The organism is Autumnicola lenta (genome assembly GCF_031846515.1).
Taxonomy (GTDB): domain Bacteria; phylum Bacteroidota; class Bacteroidia; order Flavobacteriales; family Flavobacteriaceae; genus Autumnicola; species Autumnicola lenta.
Genome location: NZ_JAVRHO010000007.1, coordinates 54252 through 74030, shown reverse-complemented (window position 1 = coordinate 74030; position 19779 = coordinate 54252). Strand labels below are relative to the sequence as shown.

Annotated in this window: 17 protein-coding genes; 12 read left to right on the top strand and 5 right to left on the bottom strand. The window is 37.2% G+C overall.

Going from position 1 to position 19779, the window contains the following annotated elements:
• Positions 1–43 precede the first annotated feature (43 nt).
• Genes RM545_RS06385 through RM545_RS06355 form a run of 7 tightly spaced genes read left to right on the top strand, consistent with a single transcriptional unit; the run spans position 44 to position 4884 of the window.
• Positions 44–805, top strand: coding sequence for a hypothetical protein (locus RM545_RS06385; RefSeq protein WP_311494486.1), 762 nt, complete (start codon positions 44–46; stop codon positions 803–805).
• Between the two features lie 10 nt (positions 806–815).
• The gene (locus RM545_RS06380) at positions 816–1226 is read left to right on the top strand and encodes a hypothetical protein (RefSeq protein ID WP_311494485.1); all 411 of its coding nucleotides are present in this window, start codon (positions 816–818) and stop codon (positions 1224–1226) included.
• Between the two features lie 16 nt (positions 1227–1242).
• Entirely contained in the window at positions 1243–1767 is a 525-nt protein-coding gene (locus RM545_RS06375) for a nuclear transport factor 2 family protein (RefSeq protein WP_311494484.1), read from the top strand.
• A gap of 34 nt (positions 1768–1801) precedes the next feature.
• Positions 1802–2743 (top strand): NAD-dependent epimerase/dehydratase family protein, encoded by a 942-nt coding sequence (locus RM545_RS06370; RefSeq protein WP_311494483.1) that lies wholly within the window; start codon positions 1802–1804, stop codon positions 2741–2743.
• 29 nt (positions 2744–2772) lie between these two features.
• A complete protein-coding gene (locus tag RM545_RS06365) occupies positions 2773–3555 on the top strand; it encodes a hypothetical protein (RefSeq protein ID WP_311494482.1) in 783 nt (260 codons plus the stop codon).
• A 33-nt stretch (positions 3556–3588) separates the two neighbouring features.
• Complete coding sequence (locus tag RM545_RS06360; RefSeq protein WP_311494481.1) at positions 3589–3993, top strand: RidA family protein; 405 nt, start codon at positions 3589–3591, stop codon at positions 3991–3993.
• Between the two features lie 51 nt (positions 3994–4044).
• Positions 4045–4884, top strand: a complete 840-nt coding sequence (locus RM545_RS06355) for a nuclear transport factor 2 family protein (RefSeq protein ID WP_311494480.1) — start codon at positions 4045–4047, stop codon at positions 4882–4884.
• A gap of 51 nt (positions 4885–4935) precedes the next feature.
• Here the strand turns inward: RM545_RS06355 and RM545_RS06350 are convergent, their stop codons facing one another.
• Positions 4936–6897 carry a histidine kinase dimerization/phosphoacceptor domain -containing protein gene (locus RM545_RS06350; protein WP_311494479.1) on the bottom strand — a complete coding sequence of 654 codons (1962 nt, stop codon included), beginning with the start codon at positions 6895–6897 and terminating at the stop codon, positions 4936–4938.
• Positions 6898–7445: 548 nt separating this feature from the next.
• Here RM545_RS06350 and RM545_RS06345 point away from each other — a divergent pair.
• The 3 genes from RM545_RS06345 (at position 7446) to RM545_RS06335 (ending at position 12936) form a co-directional block, all read left to right on the top strand.
• A complete protein-coding gene (locus tag RM545_RS06345; RefSeq protein ID WP_311494478.1) occupies positions 7446–8555 on the top strand; it encodes a nickel-binding protein in 1110 nt (369 codons plus the stop codon).
• A 163-nt stretch (positions 8556–8718) separates the two neighbouring features.
• Positions 8719–10113, top strand: a complete 1395-nt coding sequence (locus RM545_RS06340; RefSeq protein WP_311494477.1) for an FAD-binding oxidoreductase — start codon at positions 8719–8721, stop codon at positions 10111–10113.
• Between the two features lie 498 nt (positions 10114–10611).
• Positions 10612–12936: an outer membrane beta-barrel protein gene (locus RM545_RS06335; protein ID WP_311494476.1), complete on the top strand. Its 2325-nt coding sequence runs from the start codon at positions 10612–10614 to the stop codon at positions 12934–12936.
• Positions 12937–13176: 240 nt separating this feature from the next.
• Here the strand turns inward: RM545_RS06335 and RM545_RS06330 are convergent, their stop codons facing one another.
• The 3 genes from RM545_RS06330 to RM545_RS06320 all read right to left on the bottom strand — a co-directional run bounded on the left by RM545_RS06330 (position 13177) and on the right by RM545_RS06320 (position 14268).
• Positions 13177–13338, bottom strand: a complete 162-nt coding sequence (locus RM545_RS06330) for a transposase (protein ID WP_311494586.1) — start codon at positions 13336–13338, stop codon at positions 13177–13179.
• A 66-nt stretch (positions 13339–13404) separates the two neighbouring features.
• Positions 13405–13572 (bottom strand): hypothetical protein, encoded by a 168-nt coding sequence (locus tag RM545_RS06325; RefSeq protein ID WP_311494475.1) that lies wholly within the window; start codon positions 13570–13572, stop codon positions 13405–13407.
• Positions 13573–13980: 408 nt separating this feature from the next.
• Positions 13981–14268 (bottom strand): DUF4372 domain-containing protein, encoded by a 288-nt coding sequence (locus tag RM545_RS06320; RefSeq protein WP_311494474.1) that lies wholly within the window; start codon positions 14266–14268, stop codon positions 13981–13983.
• A 281-nt stretch (positions 14269–14549) separates the two neighbouring features.
• Here RM545_RS06320 and RM545_RS06315 point away from each other — a divergent pair, with 281 nt between their 5' ends.
• Positions 14550–16895, top strand: coding sequence for a glycosyltransferase (locus RM545_RS06315; protein ID WP_311494473.1), 2346 nt, complete (start codon positions 14550–14552; stop codon positions 16893–16895).
• Between the two features lie 3 nt (positions 16896–16898).
• Positions 16899–17912, top strand: coding sequence for a glycosyltransferase family 4 protein (locus tag RM545_RS06310; protein WP_311494472.1), 1014 nt, complete (start codon positions 16899–16901; stop codon positions 17910–17912).
• A gap of 15 nt (positions 17913–17927) precedes the next feature.
• On the opposite strand, the gene RM545_RS06305 is transcribed toward RM545_RS06310, so the two are convergent.
• On the bottom strand, positions 17928–19394 hold the full coding sequence (locus RM545_RS06305) for a glycoside hydrolase family 130 protein (RefSeq protein ID WP_311494471.1): 1467 nt from the start codon (positions 19392–19394) through the stop codon (positions 17928–17930).
• Positions 19395–19779 lie beyond the last annotated feature (385 nt).

Below are 19779 nucleotides of genomic sequence, written 5' to 3'. Positions count from 1 at the left end.
CTGAAGTAAATTGATTTTGTAAATAATTTTAAATCAGGAAATTATGAAAAATGTCAATCTCTTTGCAGTTCTTATTACAGTTACCATATTGCAGACTGCCAATCTCTTTTGTCAAAACACTAATCAGGCTTTTTGGATACATGAAGATCAGGTAAAACCTTCTATGTTAAAAGAGTATGAAGCCGTCACCAAAGATTTTATTAATGCCTGTAAGGAACACGATCTTAAAGATGCAGACTGGGCTACAGCGCGTATTGAGGGAGGAACCTATTTAACTATTGCTCCCATTAATAGTATGGCCGATTTTGACAAAAATCCTATGGCTCCTTTAGCTGAAAAAATGGGAGAAGAAAACTTCAAAGCGATGTTTAGTCGATTTGATAAATGCTATGATATCCATCGCGATTATATAGTGCATTTGATAGAGGATATGTCATATATGCCTGATGGTGTTACCACAAATACTGTGGGAGAAGATTACAGGAAGTGGCATTTCTTTCACGTTGCACCACAAAATGTGTCTAGTCTTCGAACTAAAATGATGGAAGTTAAAACCCTCTACGAAAAAAAAGCTGCTAAACAAAACTTCAGGATCTATCGCAATGGTTTTGGAAGTTCAGGAGATTATTTTCTCGTAGTAATTTCAGCAAAAGATGCACAATCATACGCAAAAACATCTAAAGAAACAGACGAAATTTTAGGAGAAGAAGGTGAAAAATTATTTGATGAAATGATGCTATACGTTCATAAATATGAATCTAAAACTGGCCGTATGCGCCCAGATTTAGCTTATACCGCTAATTAAATCAGCACCTATGAAAAGCTTACTCCTTTATTGTATCCCTTTATTTACTATACTAGTTTCTTCAAACTACCTGCGTGGTCAGGACAAAAGTGATCAGGTTATTGTAAAACAGGTATATGAGGTTTTGCAGAATAAGAATGTGACTTCAAATGAGATTGCGGCCTTAACAAACCACAAAAATTGGGATAAAATCGAAGATACAAAATCAACTAACCACTCCATTTCTCTAAGAGCAATTATAAAAAATGAATGGCAGAGCATCCTATTCAAAAATCTCAGTTTCCAGCTATCAGGTAACAATAAGATAATAGTTACTGGCATAGTAAATGGGCGCAAATCAACAGAATGTGAATATGTCTCCACGAGATTCAAACATTACTGGTCTTTAAAAGATGGAAAAGTAATAGGATTTCTGGAATAACGAAAAACATACACTCATGAAGGAATTAGCATCATTGGGGCTCGCAGTAGTCATATTTATAGCCTGCAATCAACAAAGCAAACTCTACACTCAGCAATCACCAGAAATAGAAATTTACAAGGAGGTATTGGAAGCCTATGAAGAAAGGGATTGGAAAACTATGGAAACACATTATGCCGATTCCGCTAAAATAATTAACAACGTGATGGAAAAAGATGCTAAAAACTTAAAGCAATTTTTAGCACAAAAAAAAGAAGATGCGAGCCAGTTTTCAAACTGGGATTTTGCAGTTACTCAATCTGAGTATGAGATGGTGGTTAACGATAAGGGCGAAACCTGGGTAAATTTTTGGGGAATATGGAAAGGCACTTACAAAGCAAATAATAAAGTTTATACCATTCCTACTCATATCACCACACAATTTGTTAACGAGAAAATAGTGCGGGAATTTGGTTACTGGGATGTTTCGGAATTGACAAAAGATATTCAGGAGGCTAAGATTGATGAAATAAGCTCTTCAGAAGAAATACCCGAGAATTAAGCTGTTATTATACTATTACTAACTAAAAGCGGAGATGATGAAGACAGTAGGAATTATAGGCGGTTCGGGCTTTATTGGAAGCTACATAACCAGGAAATTTTTGGAAGAAGGTTACGAGGTAAAAGTCTCGGTTACCAGTATCCATAAGAGCGAAAAATATCAGCATCTTTTTGATCTTCAAAATTCAGAAAACCTCAACATCCGGGCCTTTAAGTTGGAGGATCTGGATACATTAAAAGATTTTATAAAAGATTGCGAGATCGTAATTCACAGTGGCACCCCCTTTCAACTGGATGTGAAAGACCCGCAAACTGAACTTTTTGATCCTACTATAAAAGGAACCCAAAATTTTCTTGAAGCAATAAGCGAAGTTTCGAATATTGAAAAAGTAGTTTTTATTGCATCTGTTGCAGCCTGGAATACCAATTTCCCTATGCCGGCGGGTGGCAAAAGCTTTTCCGATACTTTTGATGAAAAAGAGGACAGGTACACTAGTGAAGATAGCCATCCATACTCTCAAGCCAAATTTATTGCCAACCAGGTCGTTGAGAAATTCATCGCAGATAACCCAGAACTTAGATTTGAAATTTGTTCTGTTTCCCCCGTAATGGTAATGGGCAAATCTTTGTCTAATAGAGAAGACTCCACCTCTACCGGCTTGCAGTTTCTTATAAAAAACAAATTAGCGCCAGATGATTTTATTCAAACACTCTACGATAATAATGTTCCTTTTGCCGTGGTAGATGTTGAAGACGTGGCTAATGCCACATACCAGGCGGCCACGAAAAAGGGGTTACACTGCAAAGATTACCTTTTAACGAGTGAAACCTATAAAGTATGGGATATTCACCAAATGTTGAATCATAAAGAACCCAAAGAAAAAGCACAAGTCGTTTATAAAAACGATCTCGCAAAAACGGATTTAGGAATTCAGTTCAGGCCAGTAAGAGAAACCCTGAGGAGTTATTCTAAATGAGAAATTACCGAAATTAAAACATACTAATCATGAAAAAGTTACTAATTATTATGGCATTAATGCTAGTTAGCAATACCGGTATAGCCCAAGACAAACTTTATTTAATTTTCGAATTTATGAAAGTAGATAATGAGCAGGAACAAGCCTATATGGAAACCGAAGCATTCTGGGAAGAAATTCACGTACAATGCGTTAAAAATGGAGATATTCTGGGTTGGGATCTTTGGAGTTTACAGCCTGGTGGAGAAGATCAGGGCTATCAATACCTAACCGTAAGTATTTATAATGATCCCTTAAAAATGATGAGCAATGCCGGGAATTTTGAAGCCGCCCTTAATGCAGCATACCCAGACATGCCAGAAGATGATCTAAATGAAAAATTCTACAATACCGCAAAATCAAGAGACCTGGCAAAGCGTATATATCTAGAACAAATAGCGGTTACCGAAGGGGATTTTGATATGCCCCTGGGAACAGTTGCAGCAATTAATATAATGAAAGTTCCACAGGAAAATCACAGCATCTTTGAGCAAAATGAATCAGAACTTTTCCAGCCCATGCATCAAAAAGAAGTGGATGATGGCTTCAGGGCAAACTGGGATTTACTGCGTTATATGTTGCCTGCGGGAAGTGATGTTTATGCAACCCATATCACCGTAGATATGTATGAAAATTACGAACAACTTTTTAGCTCCTGGGCTAATCAGGGACCAGCTTTATCTGAAGAACAGCTTGGAAAAATTGAAGAAGCATTGACAATGCGTGATTTAAAATATAGATACATGGCTACGCTTCAAAGAAAGGTGCGGTAAAATGAAATATCTTTTATTCGATGAATTTTAATTATGGAAAAGTCAAACCAAAAGCCTGAGTATTTTTTACTCAGACCAGAAGTAGAAAAATCTTATGGCTATTCACATGCTGTAAAAATCGGAAACAGCATAAAAATTTCCGGTGCCGTGAGTATGGACATTGAAGGCAATCCTACCGCTGTGGGAGATTTTGAACAACAAATGAAAAACTGCTATTCCGATTTGGAGAAAGTGCTGAAACACTATAACTCCAGTTTTGACGATGTGGTTGTAGAAAATATATTCACCACCAACATGCCCAAATTTCTGGAATTTGCAGGCTATAGAACTAAAATTTACAAAACGCATTTCCCCACTGGATCCTGGCTTGGCGTAAAAGAACTGGCGCTTCCAGAATTTTTAATTGAAATAGAACTGGAAGTACATAAAACGCATTAGTCAAAATAATACAATGCAGATCCAAAAAAATAACTAAAAAAATTAGAAATCATGAACAGTCTAAAAACTAATTACAATATCGTTATTGTGCTATTTGTTTCAATATTTTCCTTTCAAACAAATGCTCAAAGTGCAGCAGTTGACCAATTGCATCAACTTTATATCCAAACTATAAATACAGGCGATCCTGGTAATTTAAACACTTTATATACTGATAATGTTTCCATTCGGAATTCGGATGGGAGTTTATTAACGGGACTTAATAATGTCAAAAAACAATACCAAGCCACATTCGATAACGGGAAGTACGATATCACTCTAAAAACTATAGAAGAACAAGACTTGAATGAAGATTATATGTTTGTGAGTGGCTCTTTTGTCTTTACCAAAATTGATGAACCTGAGGCAGTTCAAAGAGGCACATTTGTAAATATTTTGAAAAATATAGATGGCGAATGGAAAATTTATAAAAGCTATCGATATCCTGAAATTACCAACATTAAAAGTATTGTTGATGGCCTTTACAAATCCTTTGCACAGGGTGATATTCCTTCTGTTCTGGAAGCAATGGACGAAGAAATTATCTGGAACGAAGCAGAAGGTAACGCCTACGCCGATGGTAACCCATACATAGGTCCAGAGGCCGTTTTAAAAGGTGTTTTCGAGAGGGTTGGAGCAGAACATGAATACTTCAAACTTGATGACATCGAACTACATGAAATGAGCAACAATCAAGTTTTGGCCACCTTACGCTATGATGCTAAAGTTAAAGAAACGGGGAAAACTTATAACGCACAAGTTGCTCACCTTTGGACTATAAGAGATGGAAAAGTTAGTGCCTTTCAGCAATATGTAGATACCAAAAAATTAAATGATGCCATGAGCAAATAGGAAAATTCTGCAGGCTCCTCAACGTTTAAATCACAATTATCGGGTATAAAATCAGGAAGATCCATCTACTTTAAAATTAAAAAAATATTGAGTACCAGGAGTATAAATCACCTTCATAGTTCCATCTAATTGTCGCGTAAGTAGGTCAATAAGATTTTTTCCGAAACCCGTTCCTTTTGCAGGTTCTCCTTCGGTTTGTCCTATTCCATTGTCCATTACTAATAATTGAATTTCGTGATCCGATATTTTATCTAAATCGATTGTTATTTCTCCCGCTTTTTTATTCGGAAATGCATATTTAAGACTATTCGTTAATAATTCATTCACTATTAATCCCAAAGGGACAGCGGTATCAACATCAAGGTGTAATTCTGGCATTTCGTAGTGGATCTTAATACGCTCTTCTTCTCCAAAAGAATCAAGAATATGACTACCCAGATTTATAAAATAATCTTTCATTTCAATAGAAGACAGATATTCGTTCTGGTATAATCGCTGATGAATAATACTCATAGAATATACCCTGTTTTGACTCTCCTTCATCGCACTTATAATATTAGGATCTTTTATTTGAGCCGTCTGCAATGCTAATAGGCTGGAGACTACTTCAAGGTTATTTTTTACCCTGTGATGTATCTCTTTTAATAAAAACTCCTTTTCTTTATTCTTTATTTTCAATAGTTTATTCTTCTTACGATTATTGCTGAAACTTATGAAAAGTACCAATAACATGAGGAATAACAAACCTGCGATTAGACTTATTAAATTTTGATTTGTTTGCTGCTGCAGCAGCTCAGTTTTCTGCAGTTGAATAGTATTCTCCTTTTGGGTAACATTAAATTCTGTTTGGAGTTGAGAAATACGTTGATCTGCTTCCGCAGTAAAAACGATGCTATTCAGTGAATCATACTTATTAATCGAATGAAAAGCATCTTCAAATTGTTCATTCTCTGCATAAGCTTGTCCCAAGCTCTTATAAGCTTTACTCAAGAAAAAGCCATCTCCGAAATTTGGGGTGGCAACCTCAATAGACTTTTGAATATTTTCTATTGCAGCAGGATAATTTTCATTCTGGTTTTGCAACTCTCCAACAGCAAGATAAGAACGCATAAGCATAAAAGCATTATCTAAAAGATATGCATATTTTATCGCATTTTTTCCGGCTGCTTCAGCTTCACTAAAGTGATTTAGATAGACATTAAGATCTACAAGTGAAATATAGACATCACTCAAATTATTATAAAAGCCATAACGTTCCCCAATTTCTATGGAATGTTCATAATATTCCATAGCCTTATCGTACTGCTGAAGGCTTAGGTAATTATTTCCAACTACATAAAGCGTAAAATCGTAATCAAGATCAATTGTATTTCCTTCTTCAAAAAAAGAAAGTGACTTTAATCCATAATCAAGACCTTCCTCAAATTTACCTTGTTTCCAAAGCAAGTTACTGAGATCACTATATGCAAGGCCGATTGCTTTTTTGTCATTCAACTTTTCTCCTAAACTCAAGGACTCCAGGGCGTAGTCTGCAGCTTTGCCTAACTGTCCCCTTCGTTCATATACATAGCCCAATTGAGTGTTCAAGAAAGCCAGATCGCTTTCCTTTACTTTTGTTTTGGCCTCTTTGAGAACTGCTTCTGCTAAATCTAATTTTTCCTGTCTTAATAATATAGAACCTTCAGTAATTTGGAATCTTCCATGCCAAAGGCTGTTGTTTTTTTCTGAAGTAAGTTCTAATCCTTTTTTTGTAAATTCCAGTGCAGTACCCAAATTTCTGGTATGCCAGTAATAGGCAAGATCATTTAAGACTTCAAATTTTAGACTATCCCTGTCTATTTTCGCCAGAGCATTTTCCAGCTCTTGTAAATAAGAAACTCCAAAATTATCAGTTTTTACAAATACTTTTTTATACGGATCAGGTTTACTAAAATCAAAAATTTGTCCATAGGTTAAAGGACTGGCTAGCAATAATGAGAAAAATGCTAAAATGATTTGCTTCTTTAAAATCAAGGATCATAGTATTGAAGGTCCTAATAAATATAACATTAAATTACTGTTTTTAAGCCTCTTATTAGCTTATTGCTTTAAAATACCCTAAAGTAAATACAGCACAAGTCTATTCTAAAAGCTTTTACACGGTCAATTGCTACCAGATAGTCAGCATTTCTCACTCCGTTCCTGTACACCAATTTTCTTCAATTTACGGGGATGATGCCACGTTTCAAATAATGTTGAATAATTACATTCGCCTCTTAAGAGTGAAAATCTTTTAGTTTTTAAATATAACTTTAAAAGAACTCTTTATGTACACCGATTTTTATTTAATTGACAACGGCGAACTTAAAGCTCTGAAAATTAAATTGTTTCAAAAAATTAGGTATATTTAATAAGAAGCGCACGCTGGGTTTCTGATAAAGGTATTTCTGAAAAAGGCTATACCGGGCACGGGTTAAAGTAGGGGTTGAAATTTTTATTTCAAAATTCAGAATGGTTTACGGTCCGATAAATGACTACTCCGTTTACTTTCAAGCTGAATAATTAAGCTAAAATATTAAATCATGCCTATTTACATGGACCGTCACGATGTATCCAAAGATGTTACAGCTGAAGTTGTTGCAGACCTGCATCAAAAGGATTTGAAAATACAGCATAAGTTCAAATGTACCGGGTTGACCTATTGGTATGATGATAACAGAAAAACAGCTTTTTGTTTATATGAGGCGCCAAATAAGGAGGCAATAAAGGAAATGCATGAAAAGGCTCATGGCCAGGTACCGCATCAAATTATAGAAGTGGAGCCCAGCATTGTCGAATCTTTTTTAAGCAGAATTGAAGATCCGGAAAATTCAAAGAACACAGCATTAAACATTATTAATGATCCCGCTTTCAGAACAATAATGGTAGTGGGCTTGAAGGGTTTATCATTGCATCTTCAGAATTCATCTCAGTTTAAATCTTTACTTTCTAATCTGGATAAAAACCTCCTATGCGGACTAATCAAATACAAAGGAAAACTGGTAAATCAAACTGAAGAATGTTTTTTAGTTTCTTTTAAATCCGTTTCAAATGCTGTGCATGCAGCTTTTGATATCAGATCAAAATTTAAAAAGTCTTTGGAAGCCGGTAAGGAAAAAAGCATTTATTTAAAAATCGGAATAAGTGCAGGTGTTCCGGTAACGGAAAAAAATTCAATTTTTGAAGATTCTATAATTTTAGCAAAACGTATGTGTGAGTTTGTTAAGGGAGAGATCATCCTTTCATCTGAAGTTAATGATATTTATAAAAGTGAAAATTCCAATACAATTATAAAAATTGAGAATCTATGCACCCTGACAATGGATGATGAATTTTTTTTAAATCATTTAATGGATTACGTTGATTCCAGCTGGACAGATGTGAATTTAAAAGTAACAGATTTCAGTAAACCCCTTGGGTGCAGTAAATCCAAATTATATCATAAAATAAAATCACTTTCAGGTAATTCTCCCAATACATTTATCAAAGAATACAGGTTATCAAAAGCTTTAGGATTATTAAATAAAACCTCCGGAAATATTTCAGAAATTGCTTTTGATACAGGTTTTTCCAGTCCATCCTATTTTTCCAAATGCTTTCGCAAAAAATATGGAAATTCTCCCTCTGCTTACCTGGATTCCAGAATTAACTAACCCCATCTGGATCGAAACCCGGTAATTTGATCCAAAATTACCTGCATTATATCTAAATGTTACAGCCTTCAGATTTAACAGGTGGTATCTTGGATCAAAAGGATCTAAGCTTTATGCACCTGGTTCTTTGCATTAGTTTAATCACAAATTAAAACTCAAAATTATGTTCAATCTAACTAACGATTCAGAAGCAAATGTAATGCAGGATTTAAAATCTCAGATAAGGGGTGAAATTATTCTTCCTGCAGATGAAAATTATAATGAGGCAAGAAAAATTTACAATGCGATGATTGATAAACTGCCGGCTATTATTGTAAAATGCAAAGGTGTTGAAGATGTTATTACTACTGTAAATTTTGCACGGAAAGAGGGCATTGAAGTTGCAATTAGAGGTGGGGGGCATAATGGCCCCGGACTTGCACTTGTAGATGACGGGCTGGTAATCGACCTGTCACTTATGAAAGGCGTTCACGTGGATCCCGAAAACAGAACTGTGAAGGTTGAACCGGGATGCACCTGGGGAGATGTAGATATCGCAACACACAAATATGGTCTTGCAACCGTTAGCGGAATTATTTCCACTACCGGGGTTGGTGGTCTTACTTTGGGAGGTGGACACGGATACCTGACCAGAAAATACGGATTGACCATTGATAATTTACTTAGTGCAGATGTAGTACTTGCAGATGGAAAATTTGTGCATACCAATAAAAATGAAAATCCCGATCTGTTTTGGGCACTACGCGGAGGCGGTGGTAATTTTGGGGTAATCACCGCTTTTGAGTTCCGGCTTAATCCTGTTAAAAATGTAATTGCAGGACCAATGTTCTGGCCAATTGAGGAGCTGGAAAATACCTTAAAGTGGTATCGCGACTGGCTCCCAAAAATGTCCAATGATGTTTATGCTTTTTATCTTGTAGCAGAAGTACCCGCAGGAGATCCATTTCCAAAGGAGATTCATGGAAGAAAGGTTTGTGGCCTGGTATGGTGCTATACAGGTCCCGAAGATCAATTTGAAAGTATAATTCAGGAGGCCCGCAATGTAGCTAAGCCGCTATTCGAACATACCGGTGATATGCCTTATCCTGTGTTGCAAACATTATTCGACGGCTTATATCCTCCGGGTTACCATTGGTACTGGAAAGGTGATTTTGTAAAGGAGATAAGCGATGCTGCTGTAGAAGAACACAAGCGTTTTGGAACGGTACCTACAACCTTTTCTACTATGCACCTGTATCCAGTAAATGGTGCCGCTCACGAGGTAGGGAAAAGCGAAACTGCATGGAGCAAACGTGATGCTCGCTGGTCAATGGTAATTGCAGGGGTGGATCCGGATCCTGCAAATGTTGATGTTATAAAAACATGGGCCAAAAACTACTGGGAAACTGTGCATCCTCATACTCTTAAAGGATCTTATATAAATTTTATGATGGAAGAGGGACAGGAACGTATCGAAGCTTCATATGGTGGGAATTACAAGCGCCTGCAACAGGTAAAATCAAAATACGACCCGCAAAACTTTTTTCATATCAACCAGAATATAAAACCCAAAGGATAATCCGGTAGATTTAAAAAAGTCTAAATTGAAAGTTATACGAAAAAGTTGGAGCTGAATCTGGAAAAGATGCAACAGTTTTAACCCGGAAAATTTGAAAAATTAGTGGCAGAACCTGGCCTAATTTTAAAACCTGCAAAAGTGGTATAATGAATTAAACCTGCTTAAGTTGAATTCCAAACTTTATAAGCAGGTATAACTTCAGCGAGTTTTCTCGGTCCCATCTTACCTACAACAACTTCTAAATTTTCCTTCGGACAATAAACCGTCACCTTCGGACAACAAATCAGGGGGATCGTCCCTGATCGCTTGGCTTTTCCTCTAATAATCGCTTATTTAAAAGTGCTGCTAAGTATTTCAATTTTTTCCAGAAGCAATTAAAAAATTAAAATTTATTCATTTATAAATATGATTATGAGTGTTTTAAAAATTTTTATTATTGCCTTTTTCTGTGGATATTTACAAATTTCTGCTCAGTCAAAATTTAAAGTAACAGGCTTAGTGAATGATTCTAGGGGAGTTTCGATACCTTTCGCTAATGTACTTTTATTAAACCCGGCGGACTCCACGCTTGTTCTTGGTACTGTTGCATCTGATGATGGTTATTATACTTTAAAAAGCATAGTACCGGGCAAATATTTAATCATGGGAACTATGATAGGTTATAGTTCAATATATTCCCCGCCTTTTGATCTTATTTCAGATTATTCAGCAAATCCCTTAATTCTTTCTGAAGGAGAAAATCTTGAGGAGGTAAATATTTCTGTTGCCAAACCATTGTATCAGCAAAAAATTGACCGCTTGGTTATAAACGTGGAAAGCAGCATTGTTTCTGCCGGAGGATCTGCCCTGGAAATTCTGGAACGCTCTCCCGGGGTGCTGGTGAACCGGCAGAGTAAACTCATTTCCATTTTAGGTAAGGAAGGAGTGGTAGTCATGATCAATGGAAAAAACAATTATGTTCCTGTATCTGCCTTAATTCAAATGCTTGAAGGAATGCGGGCAGAAAATATTTCATCTATAGAATTAATCACCACACCTCCGGCAAATTTTGATGCAGAAGGAAATGCGGGGTTTATAAATATTGTGCTTAAAAAACGAACTGATCTAGGCTTTAACGGTTCCTTTTCATTATCGGCAGGATATAGCAATGACTACATTACCTCTAATAATATTAATCTTAATTATCGTACAGAGAAAATATATCTTTTTGGAAACTATTCGTTTTCCCTTGACGGCACCAATCAATCCATGGAGTTTTACAGAGAATATATCCAAAATGGTGATATGATTACAACCGAAACTTTTTCGGAAAGAGATCCTTTACAAAGAAATCACAACTTAAGATTGGGAATGGATTACCAGGTCACCTCAAAGACTATGACAGGATTTACCCTAAACGGTTATGACAACCGGTGGAGCATGGATGCATTGAACAGCAGCCTCACCACCGTGAACAAAAATCCTTCTTTTTATGTTGATCTACTGAATGAGGAGGTGAACCACTGGAAACATTTTGGGGTAAATTATAATATTAAACACAATTTTACAGAAGACCATTTTCTAAGCCTGGACCTGGATTATTTGTACTACCGGGATAATAATCCTACCAGTTATGAAAACATTTTTTTTGACGGGGACAGGAATTTCTCCAACACTCAGTTTACCCGCAGTGATAAATTTACACCTATAAAAATCCGCGTAGCAAAACTAGACCACTCCTTTATGTGGAATGCAATAAAAATTGAAACCGGTATTAAGGGTATAAAGACCCATTTCGAAAATGATGTGAAGGTGGAAACTCTTAGCAGCAGCGTATGGATTCCGGACCCGGGCCTTACAAATTTTAGTGAACTGGATGAAAGTATATATGCCGCTTATGGAGCTATGGACTTTATTATAAATGACAAAACTTCTTTTAAAGCTGGTTTAAGATATGAATTTACAGATTCCCAACTTGTGACGGATACTCAGGGGAAGGTAGTGGACAGGCAGTACGGGCTTTTTTTTCCAAGCATCTTTTTTAACAGAACAATTACTGAAAATTTTAATATAAATATTTCCTGGTCCAGAAGGATTACCCGACCTACTTTCAATGATCTGGCCCCCTTCGTAATTCTTCTTGATCCTAATACCTTTATCTCCGGAAATGCTTCCCTGCAACCCGCAATTTCAGATGCTTATAAAATTGACCTGGGTTATAAATCGGCCGTTTTATCTTTTCATTATACAGATGAAGAATTTACAATAGCAAGTTTTCAGGAACGTATAGATGAAGAGACCGGCAGACTTATTTTTGAAGCTGCCAACCTTGACTATACAAAGACTATGGGAGTAACTTTGGGTTTTCCGCTAAAGATCATCAGCTGGTGGCGCCTTCAGAATAATTTTAACTTAGTAAGTCAGAAAGTAAGGGGGTTTTACTATGAGGAACCTGTAGAAGTAAGTCTTAACAATGTTACAGCCAATATAATCCAATCTCTGAACTTTAGTAAAACATATACTGCCGAACTTTCGGGATTTTATACAAGTAAAAGTTTTTTCGGAACTGCTATTTACGACCCGGTTTACCGATTAAACTTTGGATTGCAAAAAGAGTTTGGAGAAACAGAGGGCATCCTTCGGTTTGCTGTAAATGACATCTTTGATTCTTTTGAATTTCGCGGTGGTACAAATTTACCAGCACAAAATCTAAGAACCCGCAATTTGTTTGATTTTTCTGCCCGTACCTTTACCCTTAACTATTCCCGATCTTTAGGTAATAAGAATCTTAAATCCCGCACCAGAGAAACAGGAGCAGAGGAAGAGAGGCGCAGGATAAATTAAATATAAAAGTTAGCAGGTAATTATAATCCAAGAGGTTTAAGATCAGTAATAGATCCAGGAGCGTTTTATTATTACGGATTAGTACTGATGCGTTAATTTTAATTATCAAATAAGTTCAGTTGTTCTTTGTCATTTTGATTTGTTTGATATTCGGTTAAGATTTCGTTCAAAGGAGTTTGATCGAATACTGAGATACCTAATATTTGCACGATTTCATAGATTGAAAGCTTTCTTTTCATTTCATGCTTGACACTTGCTACAATGAGGTAGGTGCATATGGCAATCCAAATGTAAATGTTGACCGCGTTTTCTGAATGTCCCCATATTTTTAATTGTTAGGTTTTGTTTTATCCATTTAAAAAAAGTCTCAATTTGCCATCTATTGCGGTAAAGTTTGGCTATTTCCAGAGCTGAAACTTTATGATTATCAGAAAGAAAAGTAAGCAGGATATCATTTTGATCATCGTATTATTCAACCAGCCGTAGCGGTTTGAGATAAAGTTTACTTGATTTATAGCCAGCCAGAAGGATCGTCTTATCGCTTTTCAATCCAAATCTAAGATCGATGTTGTAATTATGTTCAATAACAGTATAATCCATCTTAGTCTTGGCTCTGGAAACGAAAAAGGCGCCCATTTCATGCATATGTTATAATGCTGCAAAATCTATATATGCTTTATCTATAAGTTATAAGGTATCAAAGCAGAGCGCAATCGGCAAATTCTGGCAAATCGGTAGTTGGTTTTGGCTTCGGGAAGAAAAAAAGCTACGTGATAAAACATTACTCAGCCGCAAGTGGCGCTTTTTTTCGGTAAGTTTGGAAAGTTCCAGTTTGTGAATAGCGGACTTTTAGCCGGTGCCGATCAAGGAAATTAAGGTCGAAAATTGCCACTTTTCAGGCTCCTTTGCGGCGAACAAAAAATTAAAGACGCCTTATAACAAAATATAAAAACAATGCTCAAACCTGTTCCAAATCGAAACTTCGTGCGTGCTTGCTGCGCCTGATTTTCCTTCGGAAAATCGCGCTTGCCCGCAGCACGGTTTTTATATGGGGCGATATGTGCGCTCATTGGCTCGTGATATACTTGATTGATTTACTCGCTTTCTGATTCCGAGGTGGTACCGTTTGTTTTGGTAGGCTTTCAGGCAAGTACAAATATCACGTAAGGAGTTTCGGGCTGTTAGTTGACCAAAGAATAATTGAATAAATTGATTCCAACAATTGAACTTCCTAGTTCCGTGGTTACCGTCGTATTTAGAAACGCACTTTTCAAACTCATAGCGGTTGATAAAATGTAAAAGTTGAGCGAAAATATATTTACCTGTATTCATAGCTTGCCTCAAAAGAGAGCAAAGCTACAGATCAATTCAAATCAAAAAATCAAATAACATCGATAAGTATTTTACTATCAGATAATTATTAGCATTTTTAAAAAATCAACTGATCACTAGTAAATTGACAATACAAATTGAAGCATAGAACGTAAAGAAGGTTTAACAATACTTTACCAGAAGGACCACCTCTGTATAAGGCTAAATAAGAGTATCTTGAAAATTAAAACAGAAAGCTGTGTGACAGGTTTCTGTTTCAACTTAAATAAAGGCGGTGGGTGATGAAGACAGCAAATAAGACCAGAAGCAGGCAAAAATCTTTGTCCGGTCATGAAGATACAGTGGCAATTGCTTCTAAAAAAGAACTCCAGAAAATTTTAATGATTACTTCTTTTCCTCCCAGGGAATGCGGAATAGCCACTTATTCACAAGACCTCATTAAAGCTTTGAAAAACCATTTTGGTAATTCTTTTAAAATACAGATTTGCGCACTTGAATCTAAATTTGAAAAGCATGATTATGGAGAAGAAGTAAAATTAGTTCTTGATACCGATGATATGGATTCATATCATTTTGCTCTAAGCCGCATAGCAGCTGACACTACAATTAAACTCGTCGTTATTCAGCATGAATTCGGCTTCTTTAAGAACACCGAAAAAGAATTCCTCCTTTTTCTTCAATCTTTAAAAATTCCGGTTGTTATTTGTTTTCATACCGTACTTCCCAATCCCGGGGAAGATTTAAAAGCACATGTAAAGCAAATCGCCCAAAATGCTGAATTTTTAACGGTTATGACAAAAAATTCTTCCCGAATTCTTCAGGAAGAATATGGCATAGCGAAAAATCATATTAAAAGAATCCCGCATGGCACTCACCTGGTCAAGCATACTGGTCGTGACATCCTTAAAGAAAAATATCATTTTGAAGGAAGACAGATCCTGTCAACTTTTGGTTTGCTGGGCCCGGGAAAAAGTATCGAAACCACTTTAGATGCCCTTCCTTCTATTATTCAGGAATTCCCGGATGTACTCTTCCTGATAATTGGCAAAACTCATCCTTCTCTCCAAAAGCAGGAAGGAGAAACTTACCGGGAAATGTTAAAGCAGAAAGTGGAAACACTCCATCTAAATGAGCATGTAAAATTTATTGACCGTTTTGTAGAGCTTCCTGTACTACTCGAATACTTACAACTTTCGGATATTTACCTGTTCACTTCCCGCGATCCCAACCAGGCCGTTAGCGGCACTTTTTCTTATGCACTTAGTTGTGGCTGCCCCATAATCTCTACTCCTATTCCTCATGCCATAGAAGTATTGGGCAACGATAAGGGCATTATAGTCGATTTTAGAAGTCCCACTCAGTTAGGACAGGCAGTGAGAAAGCTTTTAAGGGACAATAACCTGAGAAAAAACCTTTCTTTTAATGCTTTACACGCCACTGCTCATACCGCATGGCAAAATGCTGCTATTGCACATGGCATTTTATTTAACAAAGCAGTCAGCAATCAACTGGAATTAAAATTTAAAAAACCTGAAGTTAACCTTGATCATATCAAAAATCTGACTACAGATTTTGGGATCATACAATTTGCGGTAATTTACCTGCCCGATATTTCTTCGGGATACACCCTCGATGATAATGCCCGTGCATTGATCGCCATGTGCAGGTATTATGAAAGTTCGGGCAAAAAAGATGCTTTAAAGTACATCAAAATTTACTTCAACTTTATAAAATACTGCTATCAACCTGATGCTTCTTTTCTAAACTATGTAGATGCCGATAAAAATTTTACTGAACAAAATTCCACTGTTAATCTGGAAGATTCTACAGGGCGGGCCATATGGGCATTGGGATATTTTTATCACATGGCAGATTTACTTCCTGAAGAACTTCAGCAAGAAGCAAAAGAAGCCGAAAGGATTATCGAGGAAACAGCCCAAAGAATTTCAGAAATACATTCTACCAGGGCCATGGCTTTTATTATAAAAGGACTTTATTATTATAACCAGAAAAAAAGATCGGCTGTTCACCTTGCACTTATAGACAAATTTGCCGACAGGATGCTTCAAATGTTCCGTCATGAAACTGACGAGGTGTGGCGGTGGTATGAATCTTATTTAACTTATGGCAACTCTGTCCTTTCAGAAGCAATGTTATGTGCTGCCCTTGCTACAGGCAACGAAACTTTTAAAGAGGTGGCTAAAACTTCTTTTGACTTCCTGCTATCAAAAATTTTTCAGAATGATCGTATCTGTGTCATTTCAAATCAAAATTGGTTGCATAAGGGTGATGATGTAAAAGAAGTAAGTACTGGAGGAGAACAACCCATAGATGTAAGCTATACCATACTTGCCATGGAAAAATTCGCTAAAGTTTTTCAGAATGACGGATATGATTTGAAGAAAAAGCACGCGTTCAACTGGTTTTTGGGAAACAACCACCTGCACCGCATAATTTACAACCCGTGTACCGGGGGATGCTACGATGGCCTGGAAGCTACTTATGTAAACCTTAACCAGGGGGCAGAATCAAGCGTAAGTTATTTACTGGCACGGCTCTCTTTTCCCGCAGTTTCTTCGGAAGCTACCGCAAAAACAGAAAAAGCCTTGCTTAAAAAAGAAGATTAAGCAATGAAGATTGCCATACTTTCCCCCATCGCCTGGAGAACGCCTCCTAGAAACTACGGACCTTGGGAGCAGGTAGCTTCAACGATTTGCGAAGGACTAATAAAATCGGGAATCGAGGTCAGCCTTTTCGCAACCGGAGATTCCATAACTTCCGGAACCTTAAAGTGGGTGTGCGAACGCGGCTATGCCGAAGACCCGGCAATTGATCCTAAAGTTTGGGAAAGCCTCCATATTAGTAACCTTATGGAGCAGGCTGGGGAATTTGACCTTATTCATAATCATTTCGATTTTCTACCCCTCACCTATTCGTCTTTAATTAAAACTCCAATATTGACCACTATTCATGGTTTCTCCTCCCCTAAGATTTTGCCGGTTTATCAAAGATATAATGCTAACACCCACTACATATCCATTTCAGATGCTGATCGCCATCCATCTTTGAATTACCTGCGAACAATACATCATGGAATAAATCCTGAAGATTTTCCGTATTGTGAAGAAAAAGAGGATTACCTGCTTTACTTTGGAAGGATACATCCCGATAAAGGTACTCATACAGCCATAGAAATTGCCCGGTTAAGCGGAAGCAAATTAAAAATAGCAGGGTTTATACAGGATAAAGAATATTTTGATGCCCGGGTAGGTCCTCATCTTGACAGCGGAAAGGTGGAATATGTGGGAAATGCAGATCCCGAATCAAGAAAACAACTTTTAGGTAAGGCAAAAGCCCTTCTTCATCCAATATATTTTGATGAACCATTCGGCCTTAGCGTGGTTGAAGCTATGATGTGCGGTACCCCTGTAATAGCCTTTAACAGGGGCAGCATGCCCGAACTTATTCTTAATGGTACAACGGGCTTTTTGGTAAACACCGTGGAAGAAGCTATAAAAGCGGCAGAATCTCTGCATCTTATTTCTCCGGAAAACTGCAGGAAGCATGCACTACGCAATTTTAGTACGGGGAGAATGATAGAAAACTATCTTGAAGCATACCGGGAAATTCTCAGAAGCCGGTGATATTTCAACCTGATACTAATGGTCTGTGGTTAAAGCATGTAAAAGTTCATCCATATTAACCACAGCGTAGGTTGAAGAATAATCAGACACAGCATAAGGCAAAATAAGGCTTTCGTTATGGATAAGTGCGCCGCAGGAATACACCACATTAGGCACATAACCTTCCCGCTCTTCTTCCAGGGGAGAAAGTAAAGGTTCTTTGAGCCTGCCAATTTCTTTGGAAGGATCTTCAAGATCAAACAAAGAGGCCCCAATACAATACCGCCTCATTGGCCCTACGCCATGGGTAAGCACAAGCCAGCCTTCTTTGGTATATAACGGAGGGCCGCAATTCCCTATTTGGGTAAACTCCCAGGGAAATTTTGGCTTCTGAATAATCTCAGGATTGGTCCACAACGTAGTTCTATCAGAATACATCAGGTAATTGTTCACCCCGTCTATCCTGGCAAGCATGGCATATTTACCTTTTATTTTCTTCGGAAAGAGGGCCAGATTCTTATTTTGGGCGCCATCTCCATGCATAGGCATAATTCGGAAGGTGTAGAAATCTTCAGTACAAATTAGCTTCGGAATTATGGTATGTCCATTAAAAGCTGTATAGGTGGCATAAACCTTCTGCGACCCGTCATCTTCAGTAAACCGTACAAACCTTGCGTCTTCAATCCCGCGACTTTCAGAAGCAGAAATAGGAAATATTACCCTTTCAGAAATATCGGAATCCATCTTAAATTCTAGGTCGTAATAAGAATCTACAAGCCATGTCATTTCTTCAAGAGCCATTCTCCTGTCCTGACTGATATTACGGTCTTCCAGAAAATTTTCAACAGTATCTTTTAGCACATGATACTCAAAACGCTCAGGAAGTGAATCCATAATTACTGAAGAATATTTATCGGGAATATCCATCTCCTTCATTTTTTCTACAAAACGTTCCTTATTATAGGACTTCTTTTGCCCAATAGTTGCCGCATCAATATGATTGCGGATCTTCATAATATGGAGGTCGTTATTTTTGTCCAGGATACCCCTGCGAAAAACTATGGAAGAGAGGTGACCTTCTCCTGTAGCCCTAAAAGAAAAAAGCACTCTCTTTTCCCCTTCTGCCAGGAAGGACTGATCAAAATCTTCAATAATGGAAGGATTAAAAAACGCGGCAGATTCAATGGAATATTCCATGGTACAATAGGAACCAATAAGCATTTTTCTTTCATCAGAAAGTTCCTTATGATCTACTTCCATGGCTTCCAGTGTACCACGAATATTCTCAAAATGCCTAAAAAAGATCCTGGAAATATTTCTATGCCGCCCGCTAAAATCCCGCAGCGTATGCTCCAGCTCGTGGTTCAGCTCCTTTTGGCCCATAGCCATAATGCGGGTTATAAGATTTCGGGTACGGGATTCTCCGTTGTTAAAGAAACGTGCTACAACCCGGCTGGAATCCGGTAAAAATTTGAAATCTTTTCTTTCTACTCTAACGCGCATATTCTGTAAGGACTTTTCGAGCTCCTCTAAATGTACTTTAATTTATTCTATTAAATGTTTAAAATTTTCACAATCAATCACCTGGAAATTTTAAACACAACCTATCTTCTCAAACTTCGTTAAGCTTTAAGGTCTAAAAAAGAATTCCCGATGACACCATATTTTGTCTTGCCTATCAATATCTTAGTCAGGTAAAACAAATAACATGTCTCAACGCCTCCTCACAAAATGCCGACTTAAACTAGCTTTTAGAATGTTATAACAAGCTCTTCTAAACTAAAAAGGCAAAGTACGTCAACAGTAAAATGGAAGATCCCTTATTAGAAGCTCTGTCCTAAGGCGGATTCCAGATGGAGGAACTGGCGCGACTACGTTATCCTGATGG

Excerpts from the sequence above, each read along its gene's own strand:
- RM545_RS06360 (WP_311494481.1), top strand. The coding sequence starts at position 3,589 with ATGGAAAAGTCAAACCAAAAGCCTGAGTATTTTTTACTCAGACCAGAA.
- RM545_RS06325 (WP_311494475.1), bottom strand. The coding sequence starts at position 13,572 with ATGGGCGCCTTTTTCGTTTCCAGAGCCAAGACTAAGATGGATTATACT.
- RM545_RS06340 (WP_311494477.1), top strand. The coding sequence starts at position 8,719 with ATGTTCAATCTAACTAACGATTCAGAAGCAAATGTAATGCAGGATTTA.
- RM545_RS06345 (WP_311494478.1), top strand. The coding sequence starts at position 7,446 with ATGCCTATTTACATGGACCGTCACGATGTATCCAAAGATGTTACAGCT.
- RM545_RS06355 (WP_311494480.1), top strand. The coding sequence starts at position 4,045 with ATGAACAGTCTAAAAACTAATTACAATATCGTTATTGTGCTATTTGTT.
- RM545_RS06315 (WP_311494473.1), top strand. The coding sequence starts at position 14,550 with ATGAAGACAGCAAATAAGACCAGAAGCAGGCAAAAATCTTTGTCCGGT.
- RM545_RS06305 (WP_311494471.1), bottom strand. The coding sequence starts at position 19,394 with ATGCGCGTTAGAGTAGAAAGAAAAGATTTCAAATTTTTACCGGATTCC.
- RM545_RS06380 (WP_311494485.1), top strand. The coding sequence starts at position 816 with ATGAAAAGCTTACTCCTTTATTGTATCCCTTTATTTACTATACTAGTT.
- RM545_RS06385 (WP_311494486.1), top strand. The coding sequence starts at position 44 with ATGAAAAATGTCAATCTCTTTGCAGTTCTTATTACAGTTACCATATTG.
- RM545_RS06310 (WP_311494472.1), top strand. The coding sequence starts at position 16,899 with ATGAAGATTGCCATACTTTCCCCCATCGCCTGGAGAACGCCTCCTAGA.
- RM545_RS06365 (WP_311494482.1), top strand. The coding sequence starts at position 2,773 with ATGAAAAAGTTACTAATTATTATGGCATTAATGCTAGTTAGCAATACC.
- RM545_RS06370 (WP_311494483.1), top strand. The coding sequence starts at position 1,802 with ATGATGAAGACAGTAGGAATTATAGGCGGTTCGGGCTTTATTGGAAGC.
- RM545_RS06320 (WP_311494474.1), bottom strand. The coding sequence starts at position 14,268 with ATGAATACAGGTAAATATATTTTCGCTCAACTTTTACATTTTATCAAC.
- RM545_RS06375 (WP_311494484.1), top strand. The coding sequence starts at position 1,243 with ATGAAGGAATTAGCATCATTGGGGCTCGCAGTAGTCATATTTATAGCC.